The organism is Roseateles toxinivorans (assembly GCF_004362525.1).
GTDB lineage: Bacteria > Pseudomonadota > Gammaproteobacteria > Burkholderiales > Burkholderiaceae_C > Paucibacter > Paucibacter toxinivorans.
The window spans coordinates 577,168-602,584 of the sequence record NZ_SNXS01000005.1 but is presented as its reverse complement, the minus strand read 5'-3'; the positions used below and the strand labels follow the sequence as shown (position 1 = coordinate 602,584).

Annotated in this window: 20 protein-coding genes and 1 tRNA gene; 14 read left to right on the top strand and 7 right to left on the bottom strand. The window is 66.3% G+C overall.

Features of this window, described 5'->3' with window-relative positions:
• The 4 genes from DES47_RS21065 to DES47_RS21050 all read left to right on the top strand — a co-directional run.
• Positions 1-5,827 (top strand): YDG domain-containing protein (locus DES47_RS21065; RefSeq protein ID WP_133702697.1); only part of this gene is annotated, 5,827 nt, incomplete at its 5' end.
• A 48-nt stretch (positions 5,828-5,875) separates the two neighbouring features.
• Positions 5,876-6,442 (top strand): OmpA family protein, encoded by a 567-nt coding sequence (locus DES47_RS21060; RefSeq protein WP_133702696.1) that lies wholly within the window; start codon positions 5,876-5,878, stop codon positions 6,440-6,442.
• 118 nt (positions 6,443-6,560) lie between these two features.
• Entirely contained in the window at positions 6,561-7,124 is a 564-nt protein-coding gene (locus tag DES47_RS29625) for an OmpA family protein (protein ID WP_208115071.1), read from the top strand.
• A 73-nt stretch (positions 7,125-7,197) separates the two neighbouring features.
• Positions 7,198-8,241, top strand: a complete 1,044-nt coding sequence (locus tag DES47_RS21050; protein ID WP_133702694.1) for a hypothetical protein — start codon at positions 7,198-7,200, stop codon at positions 8,239-8,241.
• A gap of 42 nt (positions 8,242-8,283) precedes the next feature.
• On the opposite strand, the gene DES47_RS21045 is transcribed toward DES47_RS21050, so the two are convergent.
• A tRNA-Pro gene (locus DES47_RS21045) sits at positions 8,284-8,360 on the bottom strand.
• Positions 8,361-8,411: 51 nt separating this feature from the next.
• Positions 8,412-9,413: an octaprenyl diphosphate synthase gene (gene ispB, locus DES47_RS21040; RefSeq protein ID WP_425057471.1), complete on the bottom strand. Its 1,002-nt coding sequence runs from the start codon at positions 9,411-9,413 to the stop codon at positions 8,412-8,414.
• A 249-nt stretch (positions 9,414-9,662) separates the two neighbouring features.
• Between ispB and rplU the strand changes: the two genes are divergently transcribed.
• The 4 genes from rplU to proB all read left to right on the top strand — a co-directional run bounded on the left by rplU (position 9,663) and on the right by proB (position 12,728).
• Positions 9,663-9,977, top strand: coding sequence for a 50S ribosomal protein L21 (gene rplU, locus DES47_RS21035; protein ID WP_133702738.1), 315 nt, complete (start codon positions 9,663-9,665; stop codon positions 9,975-9,977).
• Positions 9,978-10,010: 33 nt separating this feature from the next.
• Positions 10,011-10,268: a 50S ribosomal protein L27 gene (gene rpmA, locus DES47_RS21030; protein ID WP_133702693.1), complete on the top strand. Its 258-nt coding sequence runs from the start codon at positions 10,011-10,013 to the stop codon at positions 10,266-10,268.
• Between the two features lie 185 nt (positions 10,269-10,453).
• Positions 10,454-11,533: an Obg family GTPase CgtA gene (gene cgtA / locus DES47_RS21025; protein ID WP_133702692.1), complete on the top strand. Its 1,080-nt coding sequence runs from the start codon at positions 10,454-10,456 to the stop codon at positions 11,531-11,533.
• Between the two features lie 73 nt (positions 11,534-11,606).
• The gene (gene proB, locus DES47_RS21020; protein ID WP_133702691.1) at positions 11,607-12,728 is read left to right on the top strand and encodes a glutamate 5-kinase; all 1,122 of its coding nucleotides are present in this window, start codon (positions 11,607-11,609) and stop codon (positions 12,726-12,728) included.
• A 13-nt stretch (positions 12,729-12,741) separates the two neighbouring features.
• Here proB and DES47_RS21015 read toward each other — a convergent pair whose 3' ends face one another.
• Positions 12,742-13,350 carry an RNA pyrophosphohydrolase gene (locus DES47_RS21015; protein ID WP_133702690.1) on the bottom strand — a complete coding sequence of 203 codons (609 nt, stop codon included), beginning with the start codon at positions 13,348-13,350 and terminating at the stop codon, positions 12,742-12,744.
• Between the two features lie 110 nt (positions 13,351-13,460).
• Here DES47_RS21015 and DES47_RS21010 point away from each other — a divergent pair, with 110 nt between their 5' ends.
• Both DES47_RS21010 and DES47_RS21005 read left to right on the top strand, forming a co-directional pair.
• A complete protein-coding gene (locus DES47_RS21010) occupies positions 13,461-15,206 on the top strand; it encodes a proline--tRNA ligase (protein WP_133702689.1) in 1,746 nt (581 codons plus the stop codon).
• A gap of 14 nt (positions 15,207-15,220) precedes the next feature.
• The gene (locus DES47_RS21005; protein WP_243748404.1) at positions 15,221-15,850 is read left to right on the top strand and encodes a lytic transglycosylase domain-containing protein; all 630 of its coding nucleotides are present in this window, start codon (positions 15,221-15,223) and stop codon (positions 15,848-15,850) included.
• Here DES47_RS21005 and DES47_RS21000 read toward each other — a convergent pair.
• A complete protein-coding gene (locus DES47_RS21000) occupies positions 15,839-16,417 on the bottom strand; it encodes a UbiX family flavin prenyltransferase (protein WP_133702687.1) in 579 nt (192 codons plus the stop codon). The two genes, DES47_RS21005 and DES47_RS21000, sit on opposite strands and share 12 nt — an antisense overlap.
• Positions 16,418-16,425: 8 nt before the next feature.
• Positions 16,426-16,740 carry a Grx4 family monothiol glutaredoxin gene (grxD, locus tag DES47_RS20995; protein WP_133702686.1) on the bottom strand — a complete coding sequence of 105 codons (315 nt, stop codon included), beginning with the start codon at positions 16,738-16,740 and terminating at the stop codon, positions 16,426-16,428.
• Positions 16,741-16,869: 129 nt separating this feature from the next.
• On the opposite strand from grxD, the gene DES47_RS20990 reads away from it, so the two are divergent.
• Positions 16,870-17,514, top strand: a complete 645-nt coding sequence (locus DES47_RS20990) for a 3'-5' exonuclease (protein WP_133702685.1) — start codon at positions 16,870-16,872, stop codon at positions 17,512-17,514.
• A gap of 9 nt (positions 17,515-17,523) precedes the next feature.
• Here DES47_RS20990 and DES47_RS20985 read toward each other — a convergent pair whose 3' ends face one another.
• Positions 17,524-19,326, bottom strand: a complete 1,803-nt coding sequence (locus DES47_RS20985; protein WP_425057469.1) for a carboxyl transferase domain-containing protein — start codon at positions 19,324-19,326, stop codon at positions 17,524-17,526.
• Between the two features lie 51 nt (positions 19,327-19,377).
• Here DES47_RS20985 and DES47_RS20980 point away from each other — a divergent pair, with 51 nt between their 5' ends.
• Complete coding sequence (locus DES47_RS20980) at positions 19,378-21,027, top strand: isovaleryl-CoA dehydrogenase (protein WP_133702683.1); 1,650 nt, start codon at positions 19,378-19,380, stop codon at positions 21,025-21,027.
• Here the strand turns inward: DES47_RS20980 and DES47_RS20975 are convergent.
• Positions 21,015-22,211 (bottom strand): MFS transporter, encoded by a 1,197-nt coding sequence (locus DES47_RS20975; protein WP_133702682.1) that lies wholly within the window; start codon positions 22,209-22,211, stop codon positions 21,015-21,017. The genes DES47_RS20980 and DES47_RS20975 overlap by 13 nt on opposite strands.
• A gap of 205 nt (positions 22,212-22,416) precedes the next feature.
• On the opposite strand from DES47_RS20975, the gene DES47_RS20970 reads away from it, so the two are divergent.
• Both DES47_RS20970 and DES47_RS20965 read left to right on the top strand, forming a co-directional pair.
• Positions 22,417-24,030: a GGDEF domain-containing protein gene (locus DES47_RS20970; protein ID WP_133702681.1), complete on the top strand. Its 1,614-nt coding sequence runs from the start codon at positions 22,417-22,419 to the stop codon at positions 24,028-24,030.
• A gap of 157 nt (positions 24,031-24,187) precedes the next feature.
• Positions 24,188-25,408, top strand: coding sequence for a M20 aminoacylase family protein (locus tag DES47_RS20965; protein WP_243748403.1), 1,221 nt, complete (start codon positions 24,188-24,190; stop codon positions 25,406-25,408).
• Positions 25,409-25,417: the final 9 nt, after the last annotated feature.

The following is a 25,417-nucleotide window of genomic DNA, read 5'->3' as shown; positions in this document are numbered from 1 at the left end:
CGATGGCGGTGATGGCGGCAAGGGCGGCCAGATCCAGCTGCTGGGCCGGCAGGTGGGCCTGACGGACAGGGCCGCGGTCAGCGCCTCGGGGGCCGGCGGCGGCGGCCAGGTGCTGGTCGGCGGCGGGCAGGAGGGCAAGGACGCCAGCGTGCCCAATGCCGTGGCGGCCTATATCGGCCCCGAGGTGCACATTGCGGCGGATGCCACCGAGCAGGGTTACGGCGGGCGCGTCATCGTCTGGAGCGACAAGTCGACCCGGGCCTACGGCAGCTTCAGTGCCCGGGGCGGCCCCGAGGGCGGGGACGGCGGCTTCATCGAAACCTCGGGTGGCTGGCTGGATGCCAGGCCGACCGCCATCGATACACGTGCCCCCAAGGGCAAGGCGGGCCAGTGGCTGATCGACCCGTACAACATCTATATCTCGGATACCGGCTATGGCTATGGCACCGAGCGCATTGCTGCGGGCACATTCTTCGATCCCAGTGGTGATGATTCGGTGCTGCTGAGCGGCGACATCAACGATGCGCTGAATGCGGGCCAGACGGTCGTCATCAAGACCTCGACCGGGGGCAGCCAGCAGGGCAATATCGAGTTGCGAAATGCAACGATCTCCCACAGCTCCGGGCCCAGCGGCGGCAACCTGACCCTGCTGGCCGACGGCAATATCGACATGATCGATTCGTCGATCTCGGGCCTCAACGGTGCGCTGAACGTGACCTTCGTGGCCGGCCAGGGCGGGCTGCCATCGGGCGGCACGGTGTACTTTGGCGGCGCTTCCACCATTGTTTCGGGTGGCGGCAATATCGATATCGGCGGCGGCGGCACCGGCCAGCTGGCCGGTGGCAATTCATTCGCCAACGCGGCGGTGAACACGAAAGGCTTCGGTGCGGGCATCACGCTGGAGTCCGGCACGGTGCTGGATGCCGGCAGTGGCAACCTTTCGCTGCGTGGTGCCACCGCCATGTCAGGTGCCGGCGATGGCATCGTGCTGCAAGGCTCGGGCATGGGCCAGCAACGTCAGCCCTTGCTGATCGGCCGCAACATCACGCTGCTGGGCTCGGCGGGGACGGCCGGCACGGGCGTGACGCTCGGCCCCGGCAGCAGCCTTGAGGCCACTCAATCGATCAATGTCTCCGGCTGGTCGCTGAACGGTGTGGGCGTGCAGATGGACCCCGGCACCGGCCGGGGCGCTCGCCTTGTGGTGGATCCGGGCACACCTGTGACCGACCCGAGCTACCAGCTGTATGTGCGTGGCCAGGGTACGGACGGCGTGGTCATTGCCACCGAGACGACCAGTCTGGTGGCCGCCCATGGCGCCAACATCCTGGTCGACGCGACCGGCGGCTCGCCGACCGGATCGCTGCGGGTCAACGGTGACCTGACGTCGGAGGTGATCAACTCCACAGGCGGCGGCTCGGTGACCCTGATCGGGCCCAGCCTCGCCTTGGGTCATACCCGCGTGGTGACCGACGGGGATGTGCTGATACAAGCCACCCGCGGCTCCTTTGGCGGCCTGACCATGACCAACAGCCACATCCAGGCCGGCGGAGCCATCGACGTGCAGGCCGACCGAATGCAGTTCACCTTCGGTTCGTCGCTGTCGTCAACTGCGAGCGGCCTGGCGATCGGGCTGAGTGGCTTTAACGGCGGCGCGCTGACCCACTTCGACAACCAGGCCGATGCACTCCTTACCACCCCCAATGGCAACTGGCTGATCTACGCGAGCGACCCCCAGCTCAACTGGTCGCCGAACGATCTGAACCATGACTACACCATGCATGGCTCCGCCGGTTTCTTCGACACGCCCCCCAGTCAAGCAGGCTTGAATGGAATCCTGTTTGCCACCCCTCAGGTCGCGCGGATCGAGGGCGATGTGGTTCCGCGCGAATACGACGGCACGACCGCAGCAACGTTCTTCGGAAGCCCCAGGATCACTACCCTGCCGGGCGATACGGCCATGATCCTTGCGGACATTGATCCGCCGGTGTTTCTGGACAAGAACGCCGGGGTGGACAAGCCCTTGGATGCCGGCCTGTTGATGTTCCCCATGTTCGTCGATGCCAAGCAGAAACCCGTCTTCGGCTACACCGTGCAGAACACCTTGAAGGGCACGATCACTCAGCGATCATTGCAGTACAGCCTCCAGGTTGCCGACAAGGTCTATGACGCCACCACCACCGCCACGGTCACAGGCCAGATCATCGGCGGCTTGGTGAGCGGCGAAAGCCTTGGCTTCGTTGCCAATGGCGATTTTGTGTCGAAGGACGTTGGCGAGGTCGTCTTCGTCAGTCCCCGTGTGCAGTTGGTGGATGGGAGTGGGGGGGGGCGTGCGGCCAACTACAAGCTCGATACCGGGGAAGTCGCTGTCGACTATGCTGCCGCCATCACCCGGGCCGACCTGCTGGTCACCGGACTGACCGCGGTCAACAAGACCTATGACCGTTCGACCGCGGCCACACTCAGCGGCGCGCCGACGGTCAACCCCTTGGGCGAAGACTCGGTGTTCGTTTTCTTCCAGAACAATTCCGAGCTCGCGGGCGGCAAGGGCAATGGCGCGCAAGGCGGTATCACCCCGCTGGCCACCTTCGAAGGCGTGGCGTCGTTCAGCGACCGCAACGTCGGAACCGCCAAGCCGGTGAGCGTGTTCGGTCTGCAGTTGGGTGGCGGGGACGCCAACAACTACAACCTGATCGCACCGACGCTCGTTGCCAACATCACACCGCTGGCACTGAACGTCGGCAATCTGAGTGCGGCGAGCAAGGTCTACGACGGTGGCACCTCGGTGTCGATCTCCGGTAGTTCGTCCATCACACCGCTGGAAGGCGATTCGGTCAGCCTGTCCTCCGGCTCGGGCAGTTTCGTCGACAAGAATGTGGGCAGCAACAAGACCGTGGTGTTGAATGGTTTCGGGCTGAGCGGGCCCGACGCCGGTAACTACACGGTGTCGTTCTCGGGCAACCTGAGCGCGGACATCACACCGGCCAGCGTCTCCGTCACCGGCCTGACTGCAAACAACAAGGTCTATGACGCCACCACGGTGGCGACTTTGGCCAGCACGGGCCAGGTCAACGTCTTCGGCAGCGATGTGGTGACGCTCAGCGGCGGCACGGCCAATTTCGTTGACAAGAACGTCGGCACGGCCAAGACCGTGGTGCTCAGCGGCTTTGGCCTCAGCGGTGCCGACGCCGGCAACTATGCGCTGCAGCCGATCGCCAACCTCAGCGCCAACATCACCCCGGCGACGCTGGCCATCAGCGGCCTGACCGCCAACAACAAGGTCTATGACGCCGGCACGGCGGCCACCCTGGCCGGCAGCGCGGCCGTCAAGGCCCTGGGCAACGATGTCGTCACTGTCGGTGGTACGGCCGTGGCCAATTTCAGCGACAAGAACGCCGGCACCGGCAAGAGCGTCAGCGTCAGCGGCTACACGCTGAGCGGCGCCGACGCGGCCAACTACACCGCCGCACAGCCCACCGGCCTGAGCGCCAACATCACCCCGGCCACCCTGGTCATCGCCGGACTGGGCGTGGCCGACAAGGTGTATGACGCCAGCACGGTGGCCACACTCACCGGCGGCGCCAATATCAGCGCGCTGGGCAGCGATGTCGTCAGTGTCGACGCCGCCAATGCCAACGCCCGTTTTGCCGACAAGAACGTCGGCGCCAGCAAGAGTGTCATCGTCGGCAACTTCAGCCTCACCGGGGCAGATGCTGGCAACTACACCCTGCAGGCGCCGATCAACCTGACGGCCAGCATCACCCCGGCCTCCTTGAGCGTCAGCGGCATCAGCGCCAACAACAAGGTCTATGACGCCGGCACCTCGGCTACCCTTAGCGGCAGCGCCAGCGTGCAGGCCCTGGGCAGTGATGCCGTCAGCGTCGGTGGCACGGCCGTCGCCAGCTTCGCAAACAAGAATGTCGGCAGCGGCAAGAGCGTCAGCGTCAGCGGCTATACGCTGAGCGGTGCGGACGCCGGCAACTACACGCTGAACCCGCCGGCCGATCTCAGGGCCGACATCACGCCCGCCAGCCTGACCATCAGCGGCATCAGCGCCAACAACAAGGTCTATGACGCCACCCTGGTGGCCAGCCTCAGCGGCAACGCCGTCGTGCAGGCCCTGGCCAATGACAGCGTCAGCGTCGGCGGCACGGCAAGCGCCAGCTTCAGCGACAAGAACGTTGGCAATGCCAAGCCGGTTACGGTCAGTGGCTACACCCTCATCGGTGCAGACGCGGGCAACTACCAGGTGGTCACGCCAAGCCTGACGGCCAGCATCACCCCGGCCAGCCTGCAGTACCTGGCCAGCCCGGTGAGCAAGTCCATTGGCGACGCGGTGCCGGTGCTGAGCGGCAGCGTCACAGGCTTCGTCGGCGGCGAGACCCAACAGTCGGCGACGAGCGGTGCGCTGAGCTTCAGCAGCGAGGTCGAGGTGCAGACGGCGGCGGGCAGCTACGCCATATTGGGTGCGGGCCTGAGCGCGCAGAACTACAGTTTTGTCCAGGCGCCGGGCAATGCCACGGCTTTCACCGTTACAGGAATCAGCCCTGCAGCCACCTTGAATCAGGGCACGGCCGTGGCCGTCAACTCGGTGCTCAACCCACCGCAGGCGCCCACCAACAGTGGCCTGGGCGGCCTGCTGAATATGCTGCAGGCGCCGGCTGCCGGCGCTGAGGTGGCCGGCGCTGCCTTGCTGTCCACGCTGGGTGGCAATGCCGGTGGCACGCCCTCGTTTGCGGGCGTGCGTCTGGGCGATATGTCGCAGGACGCGCTGGCCAATATGCTGGCCTCGCGTGACCGTTACAAAAAGGCCCTGTTCGCCGACGCCATCTACAAGCTGGAGCAGGACGCCGCGCTGGCCGATCTGCGCCTGTGCAAGTCGGCCAAGGATGTCGAGGCGGGCGACTGCATATTGACCGGCGAGCTCAAGCAGCAGATTCAGGCCGCCAAGCAGGCGCAACAGCAAGCGGAGCAGCAACAGCAAGCCGCACTGGCGGCACAGGCTCCTGGCAAGACCGCTGCGGCGCTGCCCGAGCCCAGGGGCCTGACGGTCAACCTCAGCCACAAGCGCAAGGTCAAGGCCGCGGCCCTGCCGCAGATCGAGCGCAAGGTCGCCGTCGTCATCGGCATCGACAACTACCAGGACAAGAGCATCCCGCAGCTGGGCAACGCGGTGAAGGACGCGCAGACCGTGGGCAGCCTGTTCGACGGGGCGCTGGGCTACGAGACCGTGGTCATCCCCAACGCCAGCAAGCAGGCGGTCGTCAGCGCGTTGAACAAGCTGGCGCTGGAGCTGGGGCCGAAGGACTCGGTGGTCATCTACTACGCCGGTCACGGCGAGCTGGTCGAATCCACCGGCCTCGGTTACTGGCAGCTGGCCGACGCCGATGCCAAGAAGCCCGAGACCTGGCTGTCCAATGCCGACATCGGCCGCATGATCGCGCAGATCGGCGCGTCGCAGGTGGCGCTGATCTCGGACAGCTGCTACTCGGGCTCGCTGGTCTCGGACGAGCGCATCCGTGCCACGCCCGGCGGCGCCGACCCGCAGGCGGTGCTGGCGCGCAAATCGGTGGTGGTGATGTCCTCGGGAGGCAATGAGCCGGTGTTCGACGAGGGCAAGAACGGCCACTCGCCGTTTGCCTGGAACCTGATGAACCAGTTGAAGCAGGTGAACAGCTGGCAGGCCGGAGGCAATGTGTTCGAGCGGGTGCGGTTTGCGGTGGCCAAGGAACTGCCGCAGCGGCCCAAGTACGGCTCAAGCAGCGCGGCGGGCCATCAGGCCGGGGGTGACTATCTGTTCGAGCAGCGCCAGCTGGAATCGAACAACTGAGCCGCGGTACCGGGTTCTCGGCTTCAGCTCAACAAAGGACGTTGCACCATGAAACTCATGCTTTCAAGTCTGTTGCTCATGCTGGGCCTGGGTCTGAGCCCCGTCGTCTCGGCGCAGACCCTGCTGAAGGGCTCCCAGGTCACCGAGGCCGCTCTGATCGAAGCCCTGGTCGTCGATGCGCCCGCCGATGGGGCCGCTGGCGATACCAAGACGCGCGGCTTCCGCCCCGCCGTACCGGGTGGCGCGGCGGCCGTGCCGGCCAATCCGAATGCCGGCAAGGCCAGCCTGCTGATCACCTTTGCGACCAATTCTGCCGAGCTGGGGGCCGAGACCAAGGGCCTGCTCGACACCCTGGCGCGGGCCCTGCAGTCCGACAAACTGGCCGGCTTCTCGTTCAGGGTCGAGGGGCATGCGGATGCGCGCGGTGACGCCGAGCTCAATCAGAAGCTGTCGCAGCAGCGCGCCGAAGCGGTGGCGGCCTATATCGTCAGCAACCACGGCCTGCTGCCCGAGCGCCTGCTGCCTCAAGGCAAGGGCGCCAGCGAACCGATGAACAGAAATCGCATCGACGCCCCGGAAAATCGCCGCGTGACGATTGTCACTGTCAAGAACTGAGCGGTCCCTACGCTGCGCCTGCTGGTGACCCGATCCGGCATGGATGTCCGCAGTTGATTCTCGCCCCCAAGCTGCGACACTCCGGTATTGGAAAAAACTGCTAGAAAGGTTACCCACCATGAAGACGCTACTGCTGGTTGCCTGCCTGGGCCTGGGCTTGGCGCTGAACTCCGGTGCTTCGGCCCAGAACGTGCTCAAGGGTTCGCAGGTGAGTGAGAACGCCCTGATCGATGCCCTGGCCATCGACCCACCCGAACTTGCGGCCAGCGGCGCCAAGACCCGCGGCTTCCGTCCTGCCGCAGCAGGCGGCGCTGCGACCAAGCCGGCCAATCCGAACGCCGGTAAGGCCAGCCTTCTGATCACCTTCCCGACGAACTCGGCCGACCTGACCGATGAAACCAAGGGCCTGCTGGACATGCTGGCGCGCGCATTGCAGTCCGACAAGCTTGCCGGCTTCGCATTCAAGGTCGAGGGCCATGCCGATGCGCGCGGCGACGCCGATCGCAATCTGAAGCTGTCGCAGCTGCGCGCCGAGTCGGTTGCCAACTATCTGGTGGCCAGCCATGGGGTGCTGCCTGAGCGGCTCACCGCCGTCGGCAAGGGTGCCAGCGAGCTGATGAACAAGGCCCAGCTGGATGCGCCCGAGAACCGGCGCGTGACCATTGTCACCGTGAAGAACTGAGCCCATCGCTGGCTGATTCGATGCCTCCTCCTATCCTATCGGCGCCGGCGGCACACCAGGGGAGGACGGACCATTGAAGGCAGCGAAGAAGCGCGCCGCCGCGGTAAGGGGGCGCACCCGCCCGCCGGTATTGACCGCCTCGGCGACCCAGCTGCTATGGCACCACCACCGGCGAGCATTGCTGTTCTGGGGCGCCGCGCTGGTGCTGGTGCTGGCCTTGGCGGCATGGCTGGCGCGGTCAGCAGCGCCGGCGGCAGACGTCGAAGCGCCCGCAACACCACCCGCGGCTGCCGCAGCCGAGTTGCCCCCGGCGATTCCGGAGGCCACGCTGGAGCAGTTGCTCGCCGCGCCCAAATCGGCCGATTGGCGCATTGCCCGGCTGGCCGGCAACACCGCGGTGATGGTGATCGAGTTCCCCAGCCTGCTGGCCCAGGGCCAGGCCTTCAACCGGGCGGCGGCCCTGCTCGAGAAGACGCGCGGCTCGCGCGACCGCGTGTTAAGCGACGCCGAACTGCAAGCCCTGGTGGCCGGCGCGGGTGACAATGTCGAGACCTTTTACCAGGGTCATGACTACACCGGCATCAATATTGCCCGCTTCTTCACCTTGGCCGCCAGCCAGAGGGTGGCTCTCAACGAGCAGGAGTTGCGTCTGCGCTCGCTGTTGCTTCAGGAGGGTGTGATGCGCGAAGAGGGCGGTGCCTACAGTGCCTTCAGCCGCCAGGCGGTGATCGGTTTCAGCGCGGTGCAGGCCGACAATCCTGCCACCAAGCAGGACGAGACCATAGATCCCGTGCGCCGCGAGTCGGTCTTGTTGCACGAGCTGAGTCATGGCCAGTTCTTCACCCGCGCCGACTATCAGAAGGCATGCTGGACCTTCTGGAAAGAGGCGCTCAGCGATGCAGAACGCCGCCTGTTCCGTGACTATCTGGCCCGCAACGACTACGACCCCGGCAACGAGGAGTTGATGGTCAATGAGACCCAGGCTTTGCTGATGCACACGCCGGATGCCCGCGCCTTCAGCGCCGTCACGCTGGGGGTCAGCGAGGCACAGCTCGCCAGCTTTCGGGCCCGTTTCAGACAGGTGGAAACGGCTGCGCAGGCGGCCGCTGCACGATAGCGACGCCTGCGATCAGCGGGGACTGATAGAGAAGGGGAAATTTGGTCGGGGTGAGAGGATTCGAACCTCCGATCTCTTCGTCCCGAACGAAGCGCCTTACCGGACTAGGCCACACCCCGATCTGTGAAACGGCCTGAGGTGATCTCAGTACCGCTTCTTGAATTGACCGCTCAGAACGAGCGATCAATCGACCGAACGCAGAATTCTAGCAGAGCTTCGCGCCATTTTGAATCTGGCAGCGAAGCAAGACATTCTTTTGCCTTGTCGGCCTCGGCGCGAGCCGCGTCGCGCGTGGCCTCTAACGCGCCAGTTGCACGCACGATGGCGACGATGTCGGCGAGGCGTTCCAGCTCTCCATGCTCGATGGCATGGCGTATCAGCGCCCGCTGTTCGGGCGTGCCGCGCTCCATCGCGATCAGCAGCGGCAGCGTCGGCTTGCCCTCGCGCAGATCGTCGCCGACGTTCTTGCCCAGTGCATGGGTGTCGCCTTCGTAGTCGAGCAGATCGTCCACCAGCTGGAAGGCCGTGCCCAGCGCGCGGCCGTAGCCGGCGCAGGCCTCTTCGAGTTCCGGTGGCGCATCGGCCAGCACGGCGCCCAGGCGGGCACTGGCCTCAAACAGCTTGGCGGTCTTGTAGCGGATCACGGTCAGATAGCGATCGACCGCGACGTCGGGGTCGTGCATATTCATCAGCTGCAGGACCTCGCCCTCGGCGATCACATTGGTCGCCTCGGCCAGCACTTCCAGCACGCGCATGCGGTTCACCGACACCATCATCTGGAAGGCGCGCGAGTAGAGGAAGTCGCCGACCAGCACGCTGGCGGCATTGCCGAACAGGGCGTTGGCGGTGTCCTTGCCGCGGCGCAGCGAGGACTCGTCGACGACGTCATCGTGCAGCAGGGTGGCGGTGTGGATGAATTCGACCACCGCGGCCAGCTCGAAGCGCTCAGGGCCTTCAAAGCCCAGCGCATTGGCAAACAGCAGCACCAGCTTCGGCCGCATGCGCTTGCCGCCGGCATGGACGATGTAGCCGGAAATCTGGTTGATCAGGGCGACGTCCGAGGTCAGGCGACGCGCGATCACGGCATCGACTTCGTGCATTTGCGCAGCCAGTGCGGCAATGACCTCGGACAGGGAAGTAGCGGGCGAGGCAGACGCGACGTGCACTTTCAGCTCTCGTGAAAGAAAGAGACGATTATAGAAACACCTGAGGCCCGCTCCCGGCAAGCCAGCCCGGGCTGAGGCATCCCGGCACAGTGCCCGGAGGATCTGGTATGCGCAAGCCGGCAATCCGTGCTAGAATCTTCGGCTCTGCGCCATGAGGGCGTGGAACATGCCTGGTCCCGTCAGAATCGTCAAGCCGCAAGGCAGGGTGGTTGTGGCAGTGGAAGTAGCCAGGTGGTTTTAATTGAAGGGGCTGATATGTACGCGGTCATAAAAACCGGCGGCAAGCAATACAAAGTTGCTGCTGGCGAAAAGATCAAAGTAGAACAGATTGCTGCGGATGTTGGCCAAGAGATCGTGATCGACCAGGTGCTCGCTATTGGTAGCGGCGCGGACCTGCAGGTTGGGACTCCCTTGGTAGCCGGCGCAAGCGTCAAGGCCACGGTGGTGGCACAGGGCAAGCACGACAAGGTGCGAATCTTCAAAATGCGTCGTCGTAAGCATTACAAGAAGAGCCAAGGTCACAGGCAGACGTTCACTGAGCTGGAAATCAGCGCAGTGCTCGCAGCCTGAACATCGTTCGGCAACTAGACAAGGAGCTAATCCATGGCACAGAAAAAGGGCGGCGGTTCCACACGGAACGGCCGCGACTCCCAACCGAAGATGCTGGGCGTGAAGGTGTACGGAGGCCAGGTGATCTCGGCCGGCGGCATCATCGTGCGTCAGCGCGGCACCAAATTCCATCCCGGCACCAACGTCGGTATTGGCAAGGACCACACGCTGTTCGCGTTGGTTGACGGCAAGGTTTCCTTCGCCATCAAGGGCCCGAAGAACCGCCAAACCGTCTTCGTGACGACGGCCTAACCGAATAGCCACCGCTTGCGGTGGCGCGGTTTGCCAAAGAGCCCCGGCTTGCCCGGGGCTTTTGCATTTCAGTAGGCCCCCTGGCCTCCTGCGTCGTCCGCCCCCTTGGGGGTGTCGCCGTCTTGGGACGGCCCGGCGACGGCTCACACTGCATTAACATTGCCACAGCGCTTGAGGCACACACCATGAAGTTCGTAGACGAAGCCACCATCGATGTCGTAGCCGGTAACGGCGGGGCGGGTTGCGCGAGCTTTCGTCGCGAAAAATTCATTCCGTTCGGCGGCCCCAATGGTGGCGACGGCGGGCGGGGCGGCAGCGTGTATGCGGTGGCCGACCGCAATATCAATACCCTGATCGATTACCGCTATGCGCGGCGGCACGAGGCGCGCAATGGCGAGCAGGGCCGCGGCTCCGATCAGTTCGGCGCCGCCGCCGAGGACATCATCCTGCGCATGCCGGTGGGCACCATCATCCGTGACGTCGAGACCGATCAGATCCTCACCGAGCTGCTGGTGCATGGCGAGCCGGTGTTGATCGTCAAGGGCGGCGACGGCGGCTTCGGCAACCTGCACTTCAAGACCAGTACCAACCGGGCCCCGCGTCAGAAGACGCCCGGCTGGCCCGGCGAGCAGAAAAAGGTCAAGCTCGAACTGCGCGTGCTGGCCGACGTCGGGCTGCTGGGTCAGCCCAATGCCGGCAAGTCCACACTGATCACGGCAGTGTCGAACGCCCGACCGAAGATCGCCGATTACCCGTTCACGACGCTGCATCCGAATCTGGGCGTGGTGCGCGTGGGCCCGGAGCAGAGCTTCGTCATCGCCGACATCCCCGGTCTGATCGAGGGTGCGGCCGAGGGTGCCGGCCTGGGCCATCAATTCCTGCGCCATTTGCAGCGCACGCGTCTGCTGCTGCATGTGGTCGATCTGGCTCCGTTCGACCCCTCGGTCGATCCGGTGCAGGAGGCCAAGGCCATCGTCAACGAGTTGAAGAAGTACGACCAAGGCCTGTACGACAAGCCGCGCTGGCTGGTGCTGAACAAGCTGGACATGGTGCCGGCTGACGAGCGCGCTGCCCGCGTGAAGGACTTCGTCAAGCGCTACAAATGGAAGGGCCCGGTGTTCGAGATCTCGGCGCTGACCCGGGAAGGGTGCGCCGGCCTGATCCAGGCCATCTACCAGCATGTGGACAAGGCCCAGCGCATTGTCGAAGAAGTTGACCCTCGCTTCCAGCCAGCCGAGGAGTCCACGCCAGGCGGTGAGGCATGAGCGCCGCGCCGGGCCGCCCCAAGCAAGCTCGCTCCCGCCCGGCGGGACAGGCCGCAGGCCGAAGGGTGCACCAATGAGCGTGTCGGTGCTGAAGGACGCCCGCCGTATCGTCGTCAAGGTCGGCTCCAGCCTTGTCACCAACGAAGGCAGGGGCGTTGACGCCGAGGCGATCGGCAACTGGTGCCATCAGCTGGCCGGTCTGGCGGCCCAGGGCCGCGAGGTCATCATGGTGTCCAGCGGCGCCATTGCCGAGGGCATGAAGCGCCTGGGCTGGACCACCCGGCCCAAGGAAGTGCACGAGCTGCAGGCCGCCGCCGCCGTGGGTCAAATGGGCCTGGTGCAGATGTACGAGACCAAGCTGCGCGAACAGGGCATGGGCAGCGCCCAGGTGCTGCTGACGCACGCCGACCTGGCCGACCGCGAGCGCTATCTGAACGCTCGCTCGACCCTGCTGACGCTGCTGGCGCACAAGGTGATTCCGGTCATCAACGAGAACGACACCGTCGTCAACGACGAGATCAAGTTCGGTGACAACGACACGCTGGGCGCCCTGGTTGCCAATCTGGTCGAAGCCGATGCACTGGTGATACTCACCGACCAGCGCGGCCTCTACTCGGCCGATCCGCGCAAGGACCCGAACGCCCGCTTCATTCACGAGGCGGTGGCCGGCACACCGGAACTGGAACAGATGGCCGGCGGTGCCGGCTCAAGCCTGGGTCGCGGCGGCATGATCACCAAGATACTGGCCGCCAAGCGTGCGGCCGGCAGCGGCGCCAGCACGGTCATCGTCTGGGGCCGTGAACCCGATGTGCTTCTGCGTCTGGCCGCTGGCGAGGCCTTGGGCACGGCGCTGACCGCCTCGACGCAAAAAATGGCCGCCCGCAAGCAATGGATGGCCGATCATCTGCAAATGCGCGGTGCGGTGCGCGTCGATGCCGGCGCGGTCGCCAAGGTCAAGCTTGAAGGCAAGAGTCTGTTGTCGGTCGGCGTGATCGATGTGCAGGGCGAGTTTCACCGCGGCGATGTGATCGCCGTGCGTGACGAGGCCGGCCAGGAGCTGGCCCGCGGCCTGACAAACTACTCCAGCTACGAAGCGCGGCTGATCGCCCGCAAGGCCTCGAGCGAGTTCGAGCGCCTGCTGGGCTATACCGCCGAGCCCGAGCTGATCCACCGAGACAATATGGTGCTTGCCTAGCAAGCACCCGTCCTCAAATGGGCTCGGTCGGAGGCGGCTGCGGCTGCTCCTGCTCCAGCTCGCCATGCCCGCTGTGCTGGCCATCATCCGGATGGCCGTCATCGCGGTGCGGGCGCATGCCCGAGCGCAGATAGCGGTTGTGATAGTTGTTGCGCGGCAGGTAGCGGGCCAGCTCGGTCAGCGCCATCTCATAGACGCCGCGCTTGAACTCGATCACCGACTCCAGCGGCACCCAGTAGTCGTTCCAACGCCAGGCGTCGAACTCCGGATGGTTGGTGGCGCGCAGGTTCAGGTCGCTGTCGCGCCCGGTCAGCTGCAGCAGGAACCAGATCTGCTTCTGTCCTCGATAGTGGCCGCGCGCGTCGCGGCGTATGAAGTGCTCGGGCACCTCATAGCGCAGCCAGTCGCGGGTGCGCGCCAGGATACGGACATGTTCAATCTTGAGTCCCACCTCTTCGTGGAGCTCACGGTACATCGCCTGCTCGGGCGTCTCGCCGTGCTTGATGCCCCCTTGCGGGAACTGCCAGGAATGGGTCCGGATGCGTTTGCCCCAGAACACCAGGTTCCTGTGGTTGAGCAGGATGATGCCGACGTTGGGTCGAAACCCCTCACGGTCGAGCATAATCAACCTCGAATCTTTAGTTGGATTGATTATTGCATTGGGTACCCATCTTGGGGCCCTCATCGCTTTCCCTCATCCGGCCACCACTCGCCCGGACAGCCACAGACCCTATGAAAGCCTCTCAGTTCTTCATTTCCACGCTCAAAGAAGCGCCCACCGACGCCGAAGTCGCCAGCCACAAGCTGATGATGCGAGCCGGCATGATCAAGCGCCTGGGCGCCGGCATCTACAACTACATGCCCATGGGCCTGCGGGTGATTCGCAAGGTCGAGGCCATCATCCGCGAGGAGATGAACCGCGCCGGGGCCGTCGAGCTGCTGATGCCAGTGGTGCAGCCGGCCGAGCTGTGGCAGGAGACGGGCCGCTTCGAGGCGATGGGCCCGGAGCTGATGCGCGTGAAAGACCGCCATGGCCGCGACTTCGTGATCCAGCCGACCTCGGAGGAGGTGATCACCGATATCGCCCGCCAGGAGTTGCGCAGTTACAAGCAGCTGCCGAAGAATTTCTATCACATCCAGACCAAGTTCCGCGACGAGCGCCGGCCCCGTTTCGGCCTGATGCGCGGCCGCGAGTTCACGATGAAGGACGCCTACTCCTTCGACCGTGATGTCGAGTCCGGCACGCGCAGCTACCAGGCGATGTACGACGCCTACTGCCGCATCTTCGACCGCATGGGCCTGCAGTACCGCGCCGTGGCGGCCGACTCGGGCGCCATCGGCGGCGATGTGTCGCAGGAATTCCAGGTCATTGCCGAGACCGGCGAGGACGCCATCGTCTACTGCCCGACCAGCGACTTTGCCGCCAATATCGAGAAGGCCGAGGCCGTGGGCCTGATCGCCCAGCGCGCTGCCGCCACGCAGGCGATGACCAAGACGCCGACGCCGGGCAAGAGCACCTGCGCCGATGTGGCCGAACTGCTGAGCCTGCCGCTGGCGCAGACCGTCAAGTCGCTGGTGCTGGCCACCGATGAGCTGAACGACAAGGGCGAGATCGTCAAGAGCGTGGTCTGGCTGCTGCTGCTGCGCGGCGATCACGACCTGAACGAGGTCAAGACCAGCAAGGTCGAGGGCCTGAAGAACGGCTTCCGCTTTGCCACCGTCGGCGAGATCGAAGACCACTTCGGCACCAAGCCGGGTTACCTTGGCCCGATCGGGCTGAAGAAGCCGGTCAAGGTGATTGCCGACCGAACCGTCGCCAATATGAGCGACTTCGTTTGCGGTGCCAACGAGGCCGACTTCCACCTCACCGGCGTCAACTGGGGCCGCGATCTGCCCGAGCCTGACGCTGTCGCCGACATCCGCAACATCGTCGCCGGTGACCCTTCGCCCGACGGCAAGGGCGTGCTGGCCATCCAGCGCGGCATCGAGGTCGGCCATGTGTTCCTGCTCGGCACCAAGTACAGCGAGCCGATGAAGGCCACCTTCCTCGATGAGAACGGCAAGCCCCAGCCTATGGTGATGGGCTGCTATGGCATCGGCGTGACCCGCATCCTGGGCGCCGCCATCGAGCAGAACCACGACGAGCGCGGCATCATCTGGCCCAACGGCATCGCCCCGTTCACTGTGGTGATCTGCCCGATAGGCTATGACCGCAGCGCCGACGTCAAGGCCGCCGCCGACAGCCTCTATGCCGAGCTGATGGCCGCCGGCGTCGACGTGCTGCTGGACGATCGTGGCGAGCGCCCCGGGGCGATGCTGGCCGACTGGGAGCTGGTCGGTGTGCCGCACCGCGTGGTGTTGGGCGACCGAGGTCTGAAGGAAGGCCATGTCGAGTACCAGGGCCGCCGCGACACCGAGGCCAGCAAGATGGCCCTGGCCGAGGTGGCCGCGCATCTGCGGGCCCAACTCGCGGCTTGAGTCGGATGGCGGTGATGGACAGGCGCAGCCTGATGGGCGCGGCGCTGGCGTGGCCGCTGGCCTCGCTGCCGGGGCCGGCCCGCGCCGGCAGCCAGGTCGAGGAGCCGCTGGCCAATTCGGTGCGCTCGGCCTTGTCGGCCGCGGTGGCCAATAGTGCGCCGCCCAAGCCCAGCTTCGACGATATCGACCAGCGCATGGCCTATCTGCGCTGGTTGGGCGAAATGAGCGAGCGCCTGAAAAGGCGCAAGAGCGAGCACGTCACCCGCATCGAGTTCCTTGAGACCGTCTGGTACGAATCCAAGCGCGCAGGTCTGGAGCCGGCCCTGGTGCTGGGCCTGGTCCAGGTCGAGAGCGGTTTTCGCAAATATGCGATCAGCTCGGCCGGCGCGCGCGGCTATATGCAGGTGATGCCATTCTGGGCGCGGCTGATCGGCGACGGCGATCCGGCCCGGCTGTTCCATATGCAGACGAATCTGCGCTTCGGCTGCGTGATCCTGCGCCACTACCTTGATGTCGAGAAGGGCGATCTGTTCCTGACACTGGGCCGCTACAACGGCAGCCGCGGTCGGCCGGAGTATCCGAACGCGGTATTCGCCAACCGAAAGCTCTGGCAATTGCCAGGCGAGCCATCGTCAGGACGTTGAGTTCCTGAGCCCGGCCCAGGACTGCGGCTGGGCGGCTGTGATGCCGGCCAGCTCCAGCACCCGCTCCACCGTGTCGCTCACCATCTCGTCTATCGACTTCGGGTGGTGGTAGAAGGCCGGCAGCGGCGGGAAGACGATGCCGCCCATCTCGGTCACGGCCGTCATATTGCGCAGATGGGCAAGATTGAACGGCGTCTCGCGCACCATCAGTATCAGGCGGCGGCGCTCCTTGAGCGTCACATCGGCGGCGCGTGTCAACAAATTGTCGCCAAAGCCATGCGCGACCGAGGCCAGCGTCTTCATCGAGCAGGGGGCGACGATCATTGCCGCGGTGGCGAAGCTGCCGCTGGCAATGCAGGCACCGACGTCGGCCGGCGCATAGGCCTGATCGGCCTCGGCTTCCAGCTCGCTGCGGCTCAGGCCCAGCTCGTGGTGCACATTGAGCACGCCGGCGGGTGTGACAATCAGATGCGTCTGCACGCCCAGGGCGCGGGCGCGCTGCAAGATCCTCAAGCCGTACACCGCGCCGGTGGCACCGGTGATGCCCAGCACCAGGCGCGGAGTCATCACCGAACTCAGGCGGCGCTGATCACTTGCTGCAACTCACCGGCCTCGTACATCTCCATCATGATGTCCGAGCCACCGACGAATTCGCCGGCCACATAGAGCTGGGGGATGGTCGGCCAGTTGGCGTATTCCTTGATGCCCTGGCGTATGCCTTCGTCTTCCAGCACATTGACGGTCTTGAGTTCGTTGACACCACAGGCCTTCAGGATCTGGATCGCGCGGCCGGAGAAGCCGCACATCGGGAACTGGGCCGTGCCCTTCATGAAAAGCACGACGTGGTTGCCCTTGACCAGGGCGTCGATGCGTTGCTGAACTTCATTCATGGGGATTACCTGCCTGCAAGCTGTTTCAGAGATTCCGGGTTTATACGGCAAAGCGTCAAAAGCCGCGCTGAATCCGGTCAAGGCCCTATTATCCCGCGCTGCCGAACAGAAAGAAGCGACAAGCCCTCCATGCAGACCGTTGCCGTGATCGACTTTGAAACCACCGGCATGTCGCCGGGCCAGGGCGCCCGCGCCACCGAGATTGCCGCCGTGCTGGTGCAGGACGGCCGTATTGTCGATCGCTTCCAGAGCCTGATGAACAGCGGCGCCTGGGTGCCGCCCTTCATCGAGCAGCTGACCGGCATCACGAACTCCATGCTGCGCACCGCGCCCGGCGCCGAATCGGTGATGCGCGATGTGGCCCGCTTCACCCGCGGCTGCCCGCTGGTGGCCCACAACGCCGCCTTTGACCGCGGCTTCTGGCAGGCGGAGATCGCCCGCGCCGATTGCGAGCCCGACCCGGCCCACCAGTTCGCCTGCACCCTGCTGCTGGCGCGGCGTCTGTATCCGCAGGCGCCGAACCACAAGCTGGGCAGCCTTGCCCGCTTCCATGCCTTGCCCTCCGCCGGCCGTGCCCACCGGGCGCTGGCCGATGCCGAGGTCACCGCGCATCTGCTGCTGCGGGTGCAGGAAGACGTGCAACTGCAGTTCGGTGCCGAGCTGGGCGGCCGCGGCGTCGATCACCGGCTTTTGATGGCGCTGCAGAAGGCCAACAAGCTGGCGCTGGCCCGCTGCGTGACGGGCCATGTCAAGGCCAGCAAGGTGCCGGCCTGAAGCAGGCACTCACCAAGCGTCAAGGCCGCCGGGCAGCAGTGGGCCAATCTTGCCGGCGGCCAGGCCCTGGCTGAGCCAGCGGCGCGAGTCGGCCGGATCTATCACCGCGTCGATCTCCAGGGTCGTCGCCATGTTCAGCGCGCTGCCGTTGTCGACCTGTTGCTGCAGCAGCGACTGGAACAGCGCCTCGCGCGCCGGTCCCTCTGCTTGCGCCTCCAGCTCCTTGCGATAGCCCAGTCGCACGGCGCCCTCCAACCCCATCGCCCCGAATTCGGCGCTGGGCCAGGCGGCCGTGGCCAGCGGCGCGTGGAAGCCGCCGCCGGCCAGCGCCATCGCGCCCAGGCCATAGCCCTTGCGTATGATCAGGGCTAGCAGCGGCACCCGCAGATGCGCGGCGGCCACGAAGATGCGGCTGACATGGCGCACCTGGGCGGTGGCCTCGGTCTCGGGGCCGACCATGAAGCCCGGCGTGTCGATCAGCGACACCAGCGGCAGGCCGTGGGTGTTGCATAGGCGCATGAAACGGGCCGTCTTGTCGGCCGCATCGGCGTCGATCGCCCCGCCCAGATGGGCCGGGTTGCTGGCCAGCAGGCCCACCGGCCGCCCCTCGAAACGGGCCAGCGCGGTCAGCACCGAGGGGCCGAAGCCGGGGCGCAGCTCCATCACCGAACCGGTGTCGGCCAGTTGGTGCATCAGTGCGCGCATGTCGTAGCTGCGCGTGCGGCTCTCGGGCAGGGCCTGGCGCAGCGCCTCGGGCGGGCCGCAGGTCCAGTCGGGCACCGATCCCTGGAAAAAGCCCAGATACTGCTTGGCCACGGCCACAGCCTCGGCCTCGTCCCTGACCAAGACGTCAATCACGCCATTGCGCGCCTGCACGTCGCTGGGGCCGATCTGTTCCGGCGCAAACACGCCCAGCCCACCACCCTCGACCATCGCCGGCCCGCCCATGCCGATATTGCTGGCCTCGGTAGCGATGATCACGTCGCAGCAGCCCAGCAGTGCCGCATTGCCGGCAAAGCAGCGGCCGGCGGCAATGCCGACCATGGGCACCTGGCCGCTGAGCCGCGCATGGCTGGCAAAGGTCGTCACATGCAGGCCGGCGACGATGGGCATGTCGGTGTCGCCGGGCCGGCCGCCGCCGCCCTCGGCGAACAGCACCAGGGGCAGCCGCTGCTGCAGGGCCACGCCCAGCAGGCGGTCGGTCTTCTGGTGGTTGCGCATGCCCTGCGTGCCGGCCAGCACGGTGGCGTCATAGGCCAGCACCGCGCAGGCCTGGCCGTTGATCGCGGCCGTGCCGCAGACCAGGCCGTCGGCCGGGGTGTTGCGCCGCAGGTCGTCGGCGCCGCGGCGGCTGGCCTGGGCGGCGACGGCCAGCGCGCCGTATTCGCTGAAGCTGCCGGCATCGCACAGATCGGCAATGTTCTCGCGTGCGCTGCGCAGGCCCAGGGCGTGGCGCTTGGCAATGGCCTGCGGGCGGTTGGCATCCTCAGTGAGCGCCAGGCGGTCGCGAAGCGCTTGCAGGTCGTTGCGGACGGCCGCCGTCGCTGCCGCCGGGCTTGCAATCGGCGCCGACGCCGTGGCCTGCGGCGACAAGCTCAGCAGCAGATCGCCTTCCTGCACCAGTTCGCCAGCGGCGGCGAGCACCTCGTTGATCAAGCCGTCCTGTTGCGCATGGATCTCGTGCTCCATCTTCATCGCCTCAAGCACCAGCAGCAATTGACCCGCGTGCACCGCCTCGCCGCCCTGTACCGCCGCCACCAGCACGGTGCAGGCCATAGGCGCATGGATTTGTATGGTTTGCATGCGAGCCACTGTAGCGCCACCGGCCTAAACTGGATGCAAACAAGATGACAGGAGACCGCGATGAACTGGCAGACACATACCTTGAGCAACCAGGTGGACGAGTTGCGCGACTACGCGCTGTTCGACACCGACCGAGCTCTTGTCGAAGGCGTACAGCGCGCCGGCGCCGACTGGCATGCCGATGCGCTCTCGTCCTACGGCCGTGTGCTGGGCAAGGCCGAGACGTATCAGCTGGCCGAGCAGGCGAATCGCTACACACCCGAGCTGAAGACCTTCGACGCTCGCGGTCGTCGCATCGACCAGGTGGACTTCCACCCGGCCTGGCATGAGCTGCTGGCGCTGTACCGTGGCCAGGGTCTGGTCTCGTTGAGCTTCGAGGAGGCCGCGCGCACCGGCCGCTGGACGGCCTTTGCTGCCGGCATGTACCTGCATGGCCAGATCGAGGCCGGCACGATGTGCCCGGCGACGATGACGCAGGCCAGCATCCCGGTGCTGCAGAGGGAGCCGGCACTCTATGCCACCTTGCGCGACAAGCTGCACTCCAGCCGCTATGACGCCCGCGATCTGCCCGTGGCGCAAAAGCACTCGATCTGGCTGGGCATGGGCATGACCGAGAAGCAGGGCGGCTCGGACGTGCGCTCCAACACCACCACGGCCACGCCGGTTGGCACGGGCGGGCGTGGCGGCGAATACCTGCTGCGCGGCCACAAATGGTTTTTCAGCGCGCCGATGTGCGACGCCCATCTGGTGGTGGCACGCAGCGCCTCCGGCCACAGCTGCTTCTACGTGCCGCGCTGGCGGCCCGACGGAACCAAGAACCCGGTGCATATCCAGCGCCTGAAGAACAAGCTGGGCAACAAGTCCAACTCCAGCAGTGAGGTCGAGTTCCTCGATGCCTGGGGCCTGATGATGGGCGAGGAGGGTCGCGGCATACCGACCATCATCGAGATGGCCGGCTACACGCGGCTGAACTGCGTGATCGGCAGCGCGGCCATCATGCGCCAGGCCCTGGTGCAGGCGCTGCACTGGGCGCGGTTGCGCGTGGTGTTCGGCAAGCCGCTGCTTGAGCAGCCGCTGATGCGGGTGGTGCTGGCCGATCTGGCGCTTGAGAGCGAGGCCGCCACGGCGCTGATGCTGCGCCTGGCCCAGGCGTTTGAGCGTGACGACAGCGCTGTTGAGCGCGCCTGGAAGCGCATCCTGACCCCGGCCGCCAAGTTCTGGGTCTGCAAGCGCGCCGTCGAGCTGACCGGCGAGGCGATGGAGGTCCTTGGCGGCAATGGCTATGTCGAGGAAGGGACGCTGGCCCGGCTGTACCGCGAGGCGCCGGTCAACTCGATCTGGGAGGGCTCGGGCAATGTGATGTGCCTGGATGTGCTGCGCGCAGCGGCACGCGAGCCCGAGGCCCTGCTGGCGCTGTTTGACGACTGGCAGCATCAGGCCCATGGCGAGCTGCGCCTGCTCGCCGCCGTGCAGGCCCTGCGGCAAGACCTGGCCCTGTCTCCCGATCAGCTGGAGGTGCGCGGACGGCGTTTCGCCCAGGATCTGGTGCTGCTGGCCCAGGCGCTGCTGCTGCGCCAGCATGCGCCGCCAGCAGTGGCTGATGCCTTCATTGCCTCGCGTTTCGATCTGGGCGCCGGGCGGGTGTATGGCACGGCTTTGATGGGGCCGGCCGAGCTGGAGACCGTGCTGCAGCGGGCCTATGTCGACTGACGGCCCAGGCGCCGCAGACCAGGGTGCGCCACCAGGGCCAGCAGGCTCAACAGGCAAAAGCCGGCGCCGGCCAGGAAGGTACTGGGCGCACCAAGGCTGTCCCACAGCCAGCCGGCCAGGCCGCTGGCCAGCAACAGGGCCAGGCCGCTGCACAGATAGAACATGCCAAAGGCCGTGCCGCGCAGATCCTCGGGCGCGGTCTTGGCCACCAGGGCGGCCAGCAGACCCTGGGTCATCGCCATATGCAGGCCCCACAGGGCCAGGCCCAGGGCCAGGTTTATCGGGGCGACGCTGCTGGCCAGCACCAGATCGGCCACCAGCAGCAGGGCGACGCCGGGTATCAGCAGATAGCTGACGGGCCAGCGGTCGGCCAGCCTGCCGCAGGGATAGGCGGCCAGCGCATAGACCACATTCATGCCCACCAGCACCAGCGGGGTATAGGCCAACGGCAGGCCGCCCTGGGTAACGCGCAGTACCAAGAAGGCTTCCGAGAAGCGCGCCAGCGTGAACAGTCCACCTAGGCCCACCACCCACCAGAACGCGGCCGGCAGCCGCCGCAGGTGCGCCCGGCCGATCGGGTTAATGCGCCTGGCCTGCGCCGGCCGCTCGGGCTCCTTCACACCAAAGAACAGCAGGGCCACGGACAGCAGGCCCGGAATCACCGCCACCCAGAACACCGCGCGAAAGTCGTTGGCCCACAGCAGCATCAGCGCCATTGCCAGCAGCGGGCCGACAAAGGCGCCGACGGTGTCCAGCGACTGGCGCAGACCGAAGGCAGCGCCTCGCATGCCGGGCGGTGCCAGGTCGGCCACCAGCGCATCTCGAGGCGCGCCGCGCAGGCCTTTGCCCACACGGTCGATCAGCCGGGCGCCCAGCACCATGCCGGCGCTGTCGGCCAGGGCGAACAGCGGTTTGGACAGGGCGCCCAGACCGTAGCCGAGCAGGGCCAGGGGCTTGCGTCGGCCGAAGTAGTCGCTCAAGGCACCGGAGAAGACCTTGACGATCAGCGCGGTGGCCTCGGCCGCGCCCTCGATCAGGCCAAGGGTCAGCGCGCTGATGCCCAGGGCGCTCACCATGAACACCGGCAGCAGGCTGTGTATCAGCTCGGATGACACATCCATCAGCAGGCTGACAAAACCAAGCGCCCAGATCGTGGTGGGCAGCGGCGGGCGGGCAGGGCGCATCGGTTGGGTTTGTGCAGCGGCGAAGGCTGATCTTGAGGCAAGCGAGCGCGAATACCAAGAGGGTGTTTGTCCGGGCTCGCGCCCGAAGTTGTGGCGATAAAGTTACAAATGTGAAGTAGCGGGCCGCGTCGGCGTATGCGGCCCGCCGCCGCATCGCTCAGACTCGACGCAATGCACGCTTCCACGCAAGGGGCCATGGCTGAACATGAGTAGAACAACCGTCGCCAAGCCCAAGTCTCGTGCCAGTCCGCACCGGTCGGGCGGCACGTTGTCGCTGGGCGCCGATCTGCTGCTCGCCGCGCTGGCGCTGCTGGCCCTGGGCGTCTTGGCGCTGACCGGACAGACTCTGTCTATCGTCGTGCAGCTCGGGCTGGCCGGCCTGGGCGCGCTGAGCGTCCTCGGATTGGGGCTGCGCGCGATGCTGGCCCAGCGCAGCGCGGTTACCGTGGCGCGGGACAGCGTGCATTCCGATCTGCTTACCGAAACCCAGCAGGCCAATCAGCGGCTGGAGGACGCGATCAACGCGCTGCCCGAGGGCTTTGCCTACTACGACCGCGATGACAAGCTGGTGGTCTGCAATCAGCGCTACCGCGAGCTCTATCCGGAGATGGCGATGCAGCTGCTGACCGGCGTCAGCTTCGAGCAGACGCTGCGTTTCGGCGTCGGCCGCGCGCAGTTCCCCGAGGCCGAGGGCAGGGCCGACGCCTGGATCGCCGAGCGCCTGGAGCGCCACCGCCGCGCCGACGGCACGCCCTTCGTCGTCAAGCTGCCGGGCAGCCGCTGGGTGCGCATCAACGAGCGGCGCACGGCCGAGGGGGCGCTGACCTCCTTTCACACCTTTGTCACCGACCTGATGCGGCGTGAACAGGAGCTGGTGGCCGTCAACGCCCGGCTGGCCGAGAGCGAGGCGCGCATCCAGTCCATCTTCGAGAGCGCCGTGGTGGCCGTGGTGGTGTTCGACGAGCGGGGCCGCATCCTCTCGGCCAATGCCAGCACGGAGCGCCTGTTCGGCTTCCCGGTGCCGGCCATCATCGGCCAGAGCGTGCTGATGTTCACCGACGCCCCCGGCGGCGTGCGCAACGAGCTGGAGCTGGCCGAATTCATGGCCGACCGCCTGCCGGCGATGCTGGGCCAGTCGCGCGACGTCAAGCTGCGCCACCGTGACGGCCATATCCTGACCGTCAATCTGGGCGTGACCGAGGCCCGCGCGGGCGAGCAGCGCCAGTTCGTGGCGATGATGCGCGACATCTCTCAACAGGTGGCCCAGCAGCAGGCGCTGCGCGATGCCAATGACAGGCTGGAGCATCTGTCCAGCACCGATGCGCTGACCGGCCTGGCAAACCGCCGCAAGTTCGAGGCACAGCTGCAGGCCGAGTGGATGCGCGGCGCCCGCCAGCGCACGCCCTTGGCCCTGCTGGTGGCCGATGTGGATCACTTCAAACGCTACAACGACCACTACGGCCATGTGGCCGGCGACGCCTGTCTGCAGCAGGTGGCCAAGGTGTTGGGGCGTTTTGCACGCCGCTCCGGCGACCTGGCCGCGCGCTATGGCGGAGAGGAATTTGCGCTGTTGCTGCCGGCCTTGGATGCTGCCGCCGCGATGCGCGTGGCCGAGGCCTGTGTGCAGGAGGTGCTGGCGGCGCAGATACCGCATGCCGCCGCGCCCGATCTGGCGGTGGTCAGCCTGAGCATCGGCGTGGTCAGCCTGCTGCCCAATGCCGAGCACACGCCCTCGCACCTGATCGAGCAGGCCGACAAGGCCCTCTACCGCGCCAAGGCCGAGGGCCGCAGCCGGGCAATGCTCCACAGCGTTGGATGAAAATTAATTTTCTGTGGTGAGTGCTGGGCGGCACGGTTGAGCTGTGCGCAGACCGCATAGGAAGACCCGCTCCGCGGGTCTTCCCTTAATCCAATAAAAAAGCGCCGCTGCTAGCATCAGTTTTCAGGATTGAAAACTAATTACCAGGGCGACCACCATGGACAGCAGCGCGGTTCTTCAAGCCCCCGAACAGGGACATCCGGTCTATCGCTTCATGCATGGCGAGCAGGGTGTGCTCAGCGCGCTGAGGCGCGAGATCCACAGCTGGCCCGAGCTGGGCTTCGAGGAGAGCCGCACCTCGGACCGCATCAGTGCCGAGCTGGCGCTGCTGGGCATAGACCACCACCGCAACATCGGCAAGACCGGCATCGTCGGCGTGATCCACGGCGAGCGCACCGACAGCGGCAGGTCGGTGGGCCTGCGCGCCGACATGGACGCGCTGGCGCTGACCGAGATCAACAGCTTCGACCATGTGTCGCGCAACCCCGGCGTCATGCATGCCTGCGGCCACGATGGCCACACCGCGATGTTGATGGGGGCGGCGCGCTATCTGTCGCGCCACCGCGGGGCCTTCAACGGCACCGTCTATCTGATCTTCCAACCGGCCGAGGAGGGGCGTGGCGGCGCGCAGGCGATGCTGGACGACGGCCTGTTCGAGCGTTTCCCGGCCCAGCAGATCTATGCACTGCACAATGCGCCGACCCTGCCGGTGGGCACGATCTCGGTGGCGCCGGGCGCCTGCATGTCATCGGCCGATATGTTCACGATGCGCATCAGCGGCCGCGGTGGCCATGGCGCCCATCCACACCTGGCGGCCGACCCGGTGGTCGCCGCTGCGCACGTGGTGACGGCGCTGCAAAGCATCGTCGCGCGCAGCGTGCCGCCGCTGGAGACGGCGGTGCTGAGCGTTTGCTCGATACGCGGCGGCGACTTCAATGCGCGCAATGTGATCCCCGATTTCGTCGAGATCGGTGGCACGGTGCGCACCTTCTCGTCGTCAGTGCAGGACCTGATGGAGCGCCGCCTGCTGGAGGTGGCCACGTCGGTGGCCCAGGCCCATGGCGCCAGCGTCAGCATGGACTACGAGCGCCTGTTCCCGCCCACCGTCAGCACCGAGCGCGAGGCGGCCTTTGCGGCTCAGGTGGCGATGCGGCTGGTCGGGGCCGAGCGCGTCATCACCAAGCCCATGCCCTCCACCGGCTCGGAGGACTTCTCCTTCATGCTGCTGCGCAGGCCCGGCGCCTATCTGCGCGTCGGCCAGGGTGGGGCCGAGGCCGGCCGCATGCTGCACAACCCGCACTACGACTTCAATGACCAGATCCTGCCGCTAGGCGCCAGCCTGCTGGCCGGCCTGGCGCTGGATGCGATGCCGGTCTGAACCTCTTCA

Bases quoted from the DNA above. Each gene is read 5' to 3' on its own strand.
- DES47_RS21060 (WP_133702696.1), top strand. From the start codon at position 5,876: ATGAAACTCATGCTTTCAAGTCTGTTGCTCATGCTGGGCCTGGGTCTG.
- DES47_RS29625 (WP_208115071.1), top strand. From the start codon at position 6,561: ATGAAGACGCTACTGCTGGTTGCCTGCCTGGGCCTGGGCTTGGCGCTG.
- rplU (WP_133702738.1), top strand. From the start codon at position 9,663: ATGTACGCGGTCATAAAAACCGGCGGCAAGCAATACAAAGTTGCTGCT.
- rpmA (WP_133702693.1), top strand. From the start codon at position 10,011: ATGGCACAGAAAAAGGGCGGCGGTTCCACACGGAACGGCCGCGACTCC.
- cgtA (WP_133702692.1), top strand. From the start codon at position 10,454: ATGAAGTTCGTAGACGAAGCCACCATCGATGTCGTAGCCGGTAACGGC.
- proB (WP_133702691.1), top strand. From the start codon at position 11,607: ATGAGCGTGTCGGTGCTGAAGGACGCCCGCCGTATCGTCGTCAAGGTC.
- DES47_RS21015 (WP_133702690.1), bottom strand. From the start codon at position 13,350: ATGCTCGACCGTGAGGGGTTTCGACCCAACGTCGGCATCATCCTGCTC.
- DES47_RS21010 (WP_133702689.1), top strand. From the start codon at position 13,461: ATGAAAGCCTCTCAGTTCTTCATTTCCACGCTCAAAGAAGCGCCCACC.
- DES47_RS21005 (WP_243748404.1), top strand. From the start codon at position 15,221: ATGGACAGGCGCAGCCTGATGGGCGCGGCGCTGGCGTGGCCGCTGGCC.
- DES47_RS21000 (WP_133702687.1), bottom strand. From the start codon at position 16,417: ATGACTCCGCGCCTGGTGCTGGGCATCACCGGTGCCACCGGCGCGGTG.
- grxD (WP_133702686.1), bottom strand. From the start codon at position 16,740: ATGAATGAAGTTCAGCAACGCATCGACGCCCTGGTCAAGGGCAACCAC.
- DES47_RS20990 (WP_133702685.1), top strand. From the start codon at position 16,870: ATGCAGACCGTTGCCGTGATCGACTTTGAAACCACCGGCATGTCGCCG.
- DES47_RS20980 (WP_133702683.1), top strand. From the start codon at position 19,378: ATGAACTGGCAGACACATACCTTGAGCAACCAGGTGGACGAGTTGCGC.
- DES47_RS20975 (WP_133702682.1), bottom strand. From the start codon at position 22,211: ATGCGCCCTGCCCGCCCGCCGCTGCCCACCACGATCTGGGCGCTTGGT.
- DES47_RS20970 (WP_133702681.1), top strand. From the start codon at position 22,417: ATGAGTAGAACAACCGTCGCCAAGCCCAAGTCTCGTGCCAGTCCGCAC.
- DES47_RS20965 (WP_243748403.1), top strand. From the start codon at position 24,188: ATGGACAGCAGCGCGGTTCTTCAAGCCCCCGAACAGGGACATCCGGTC.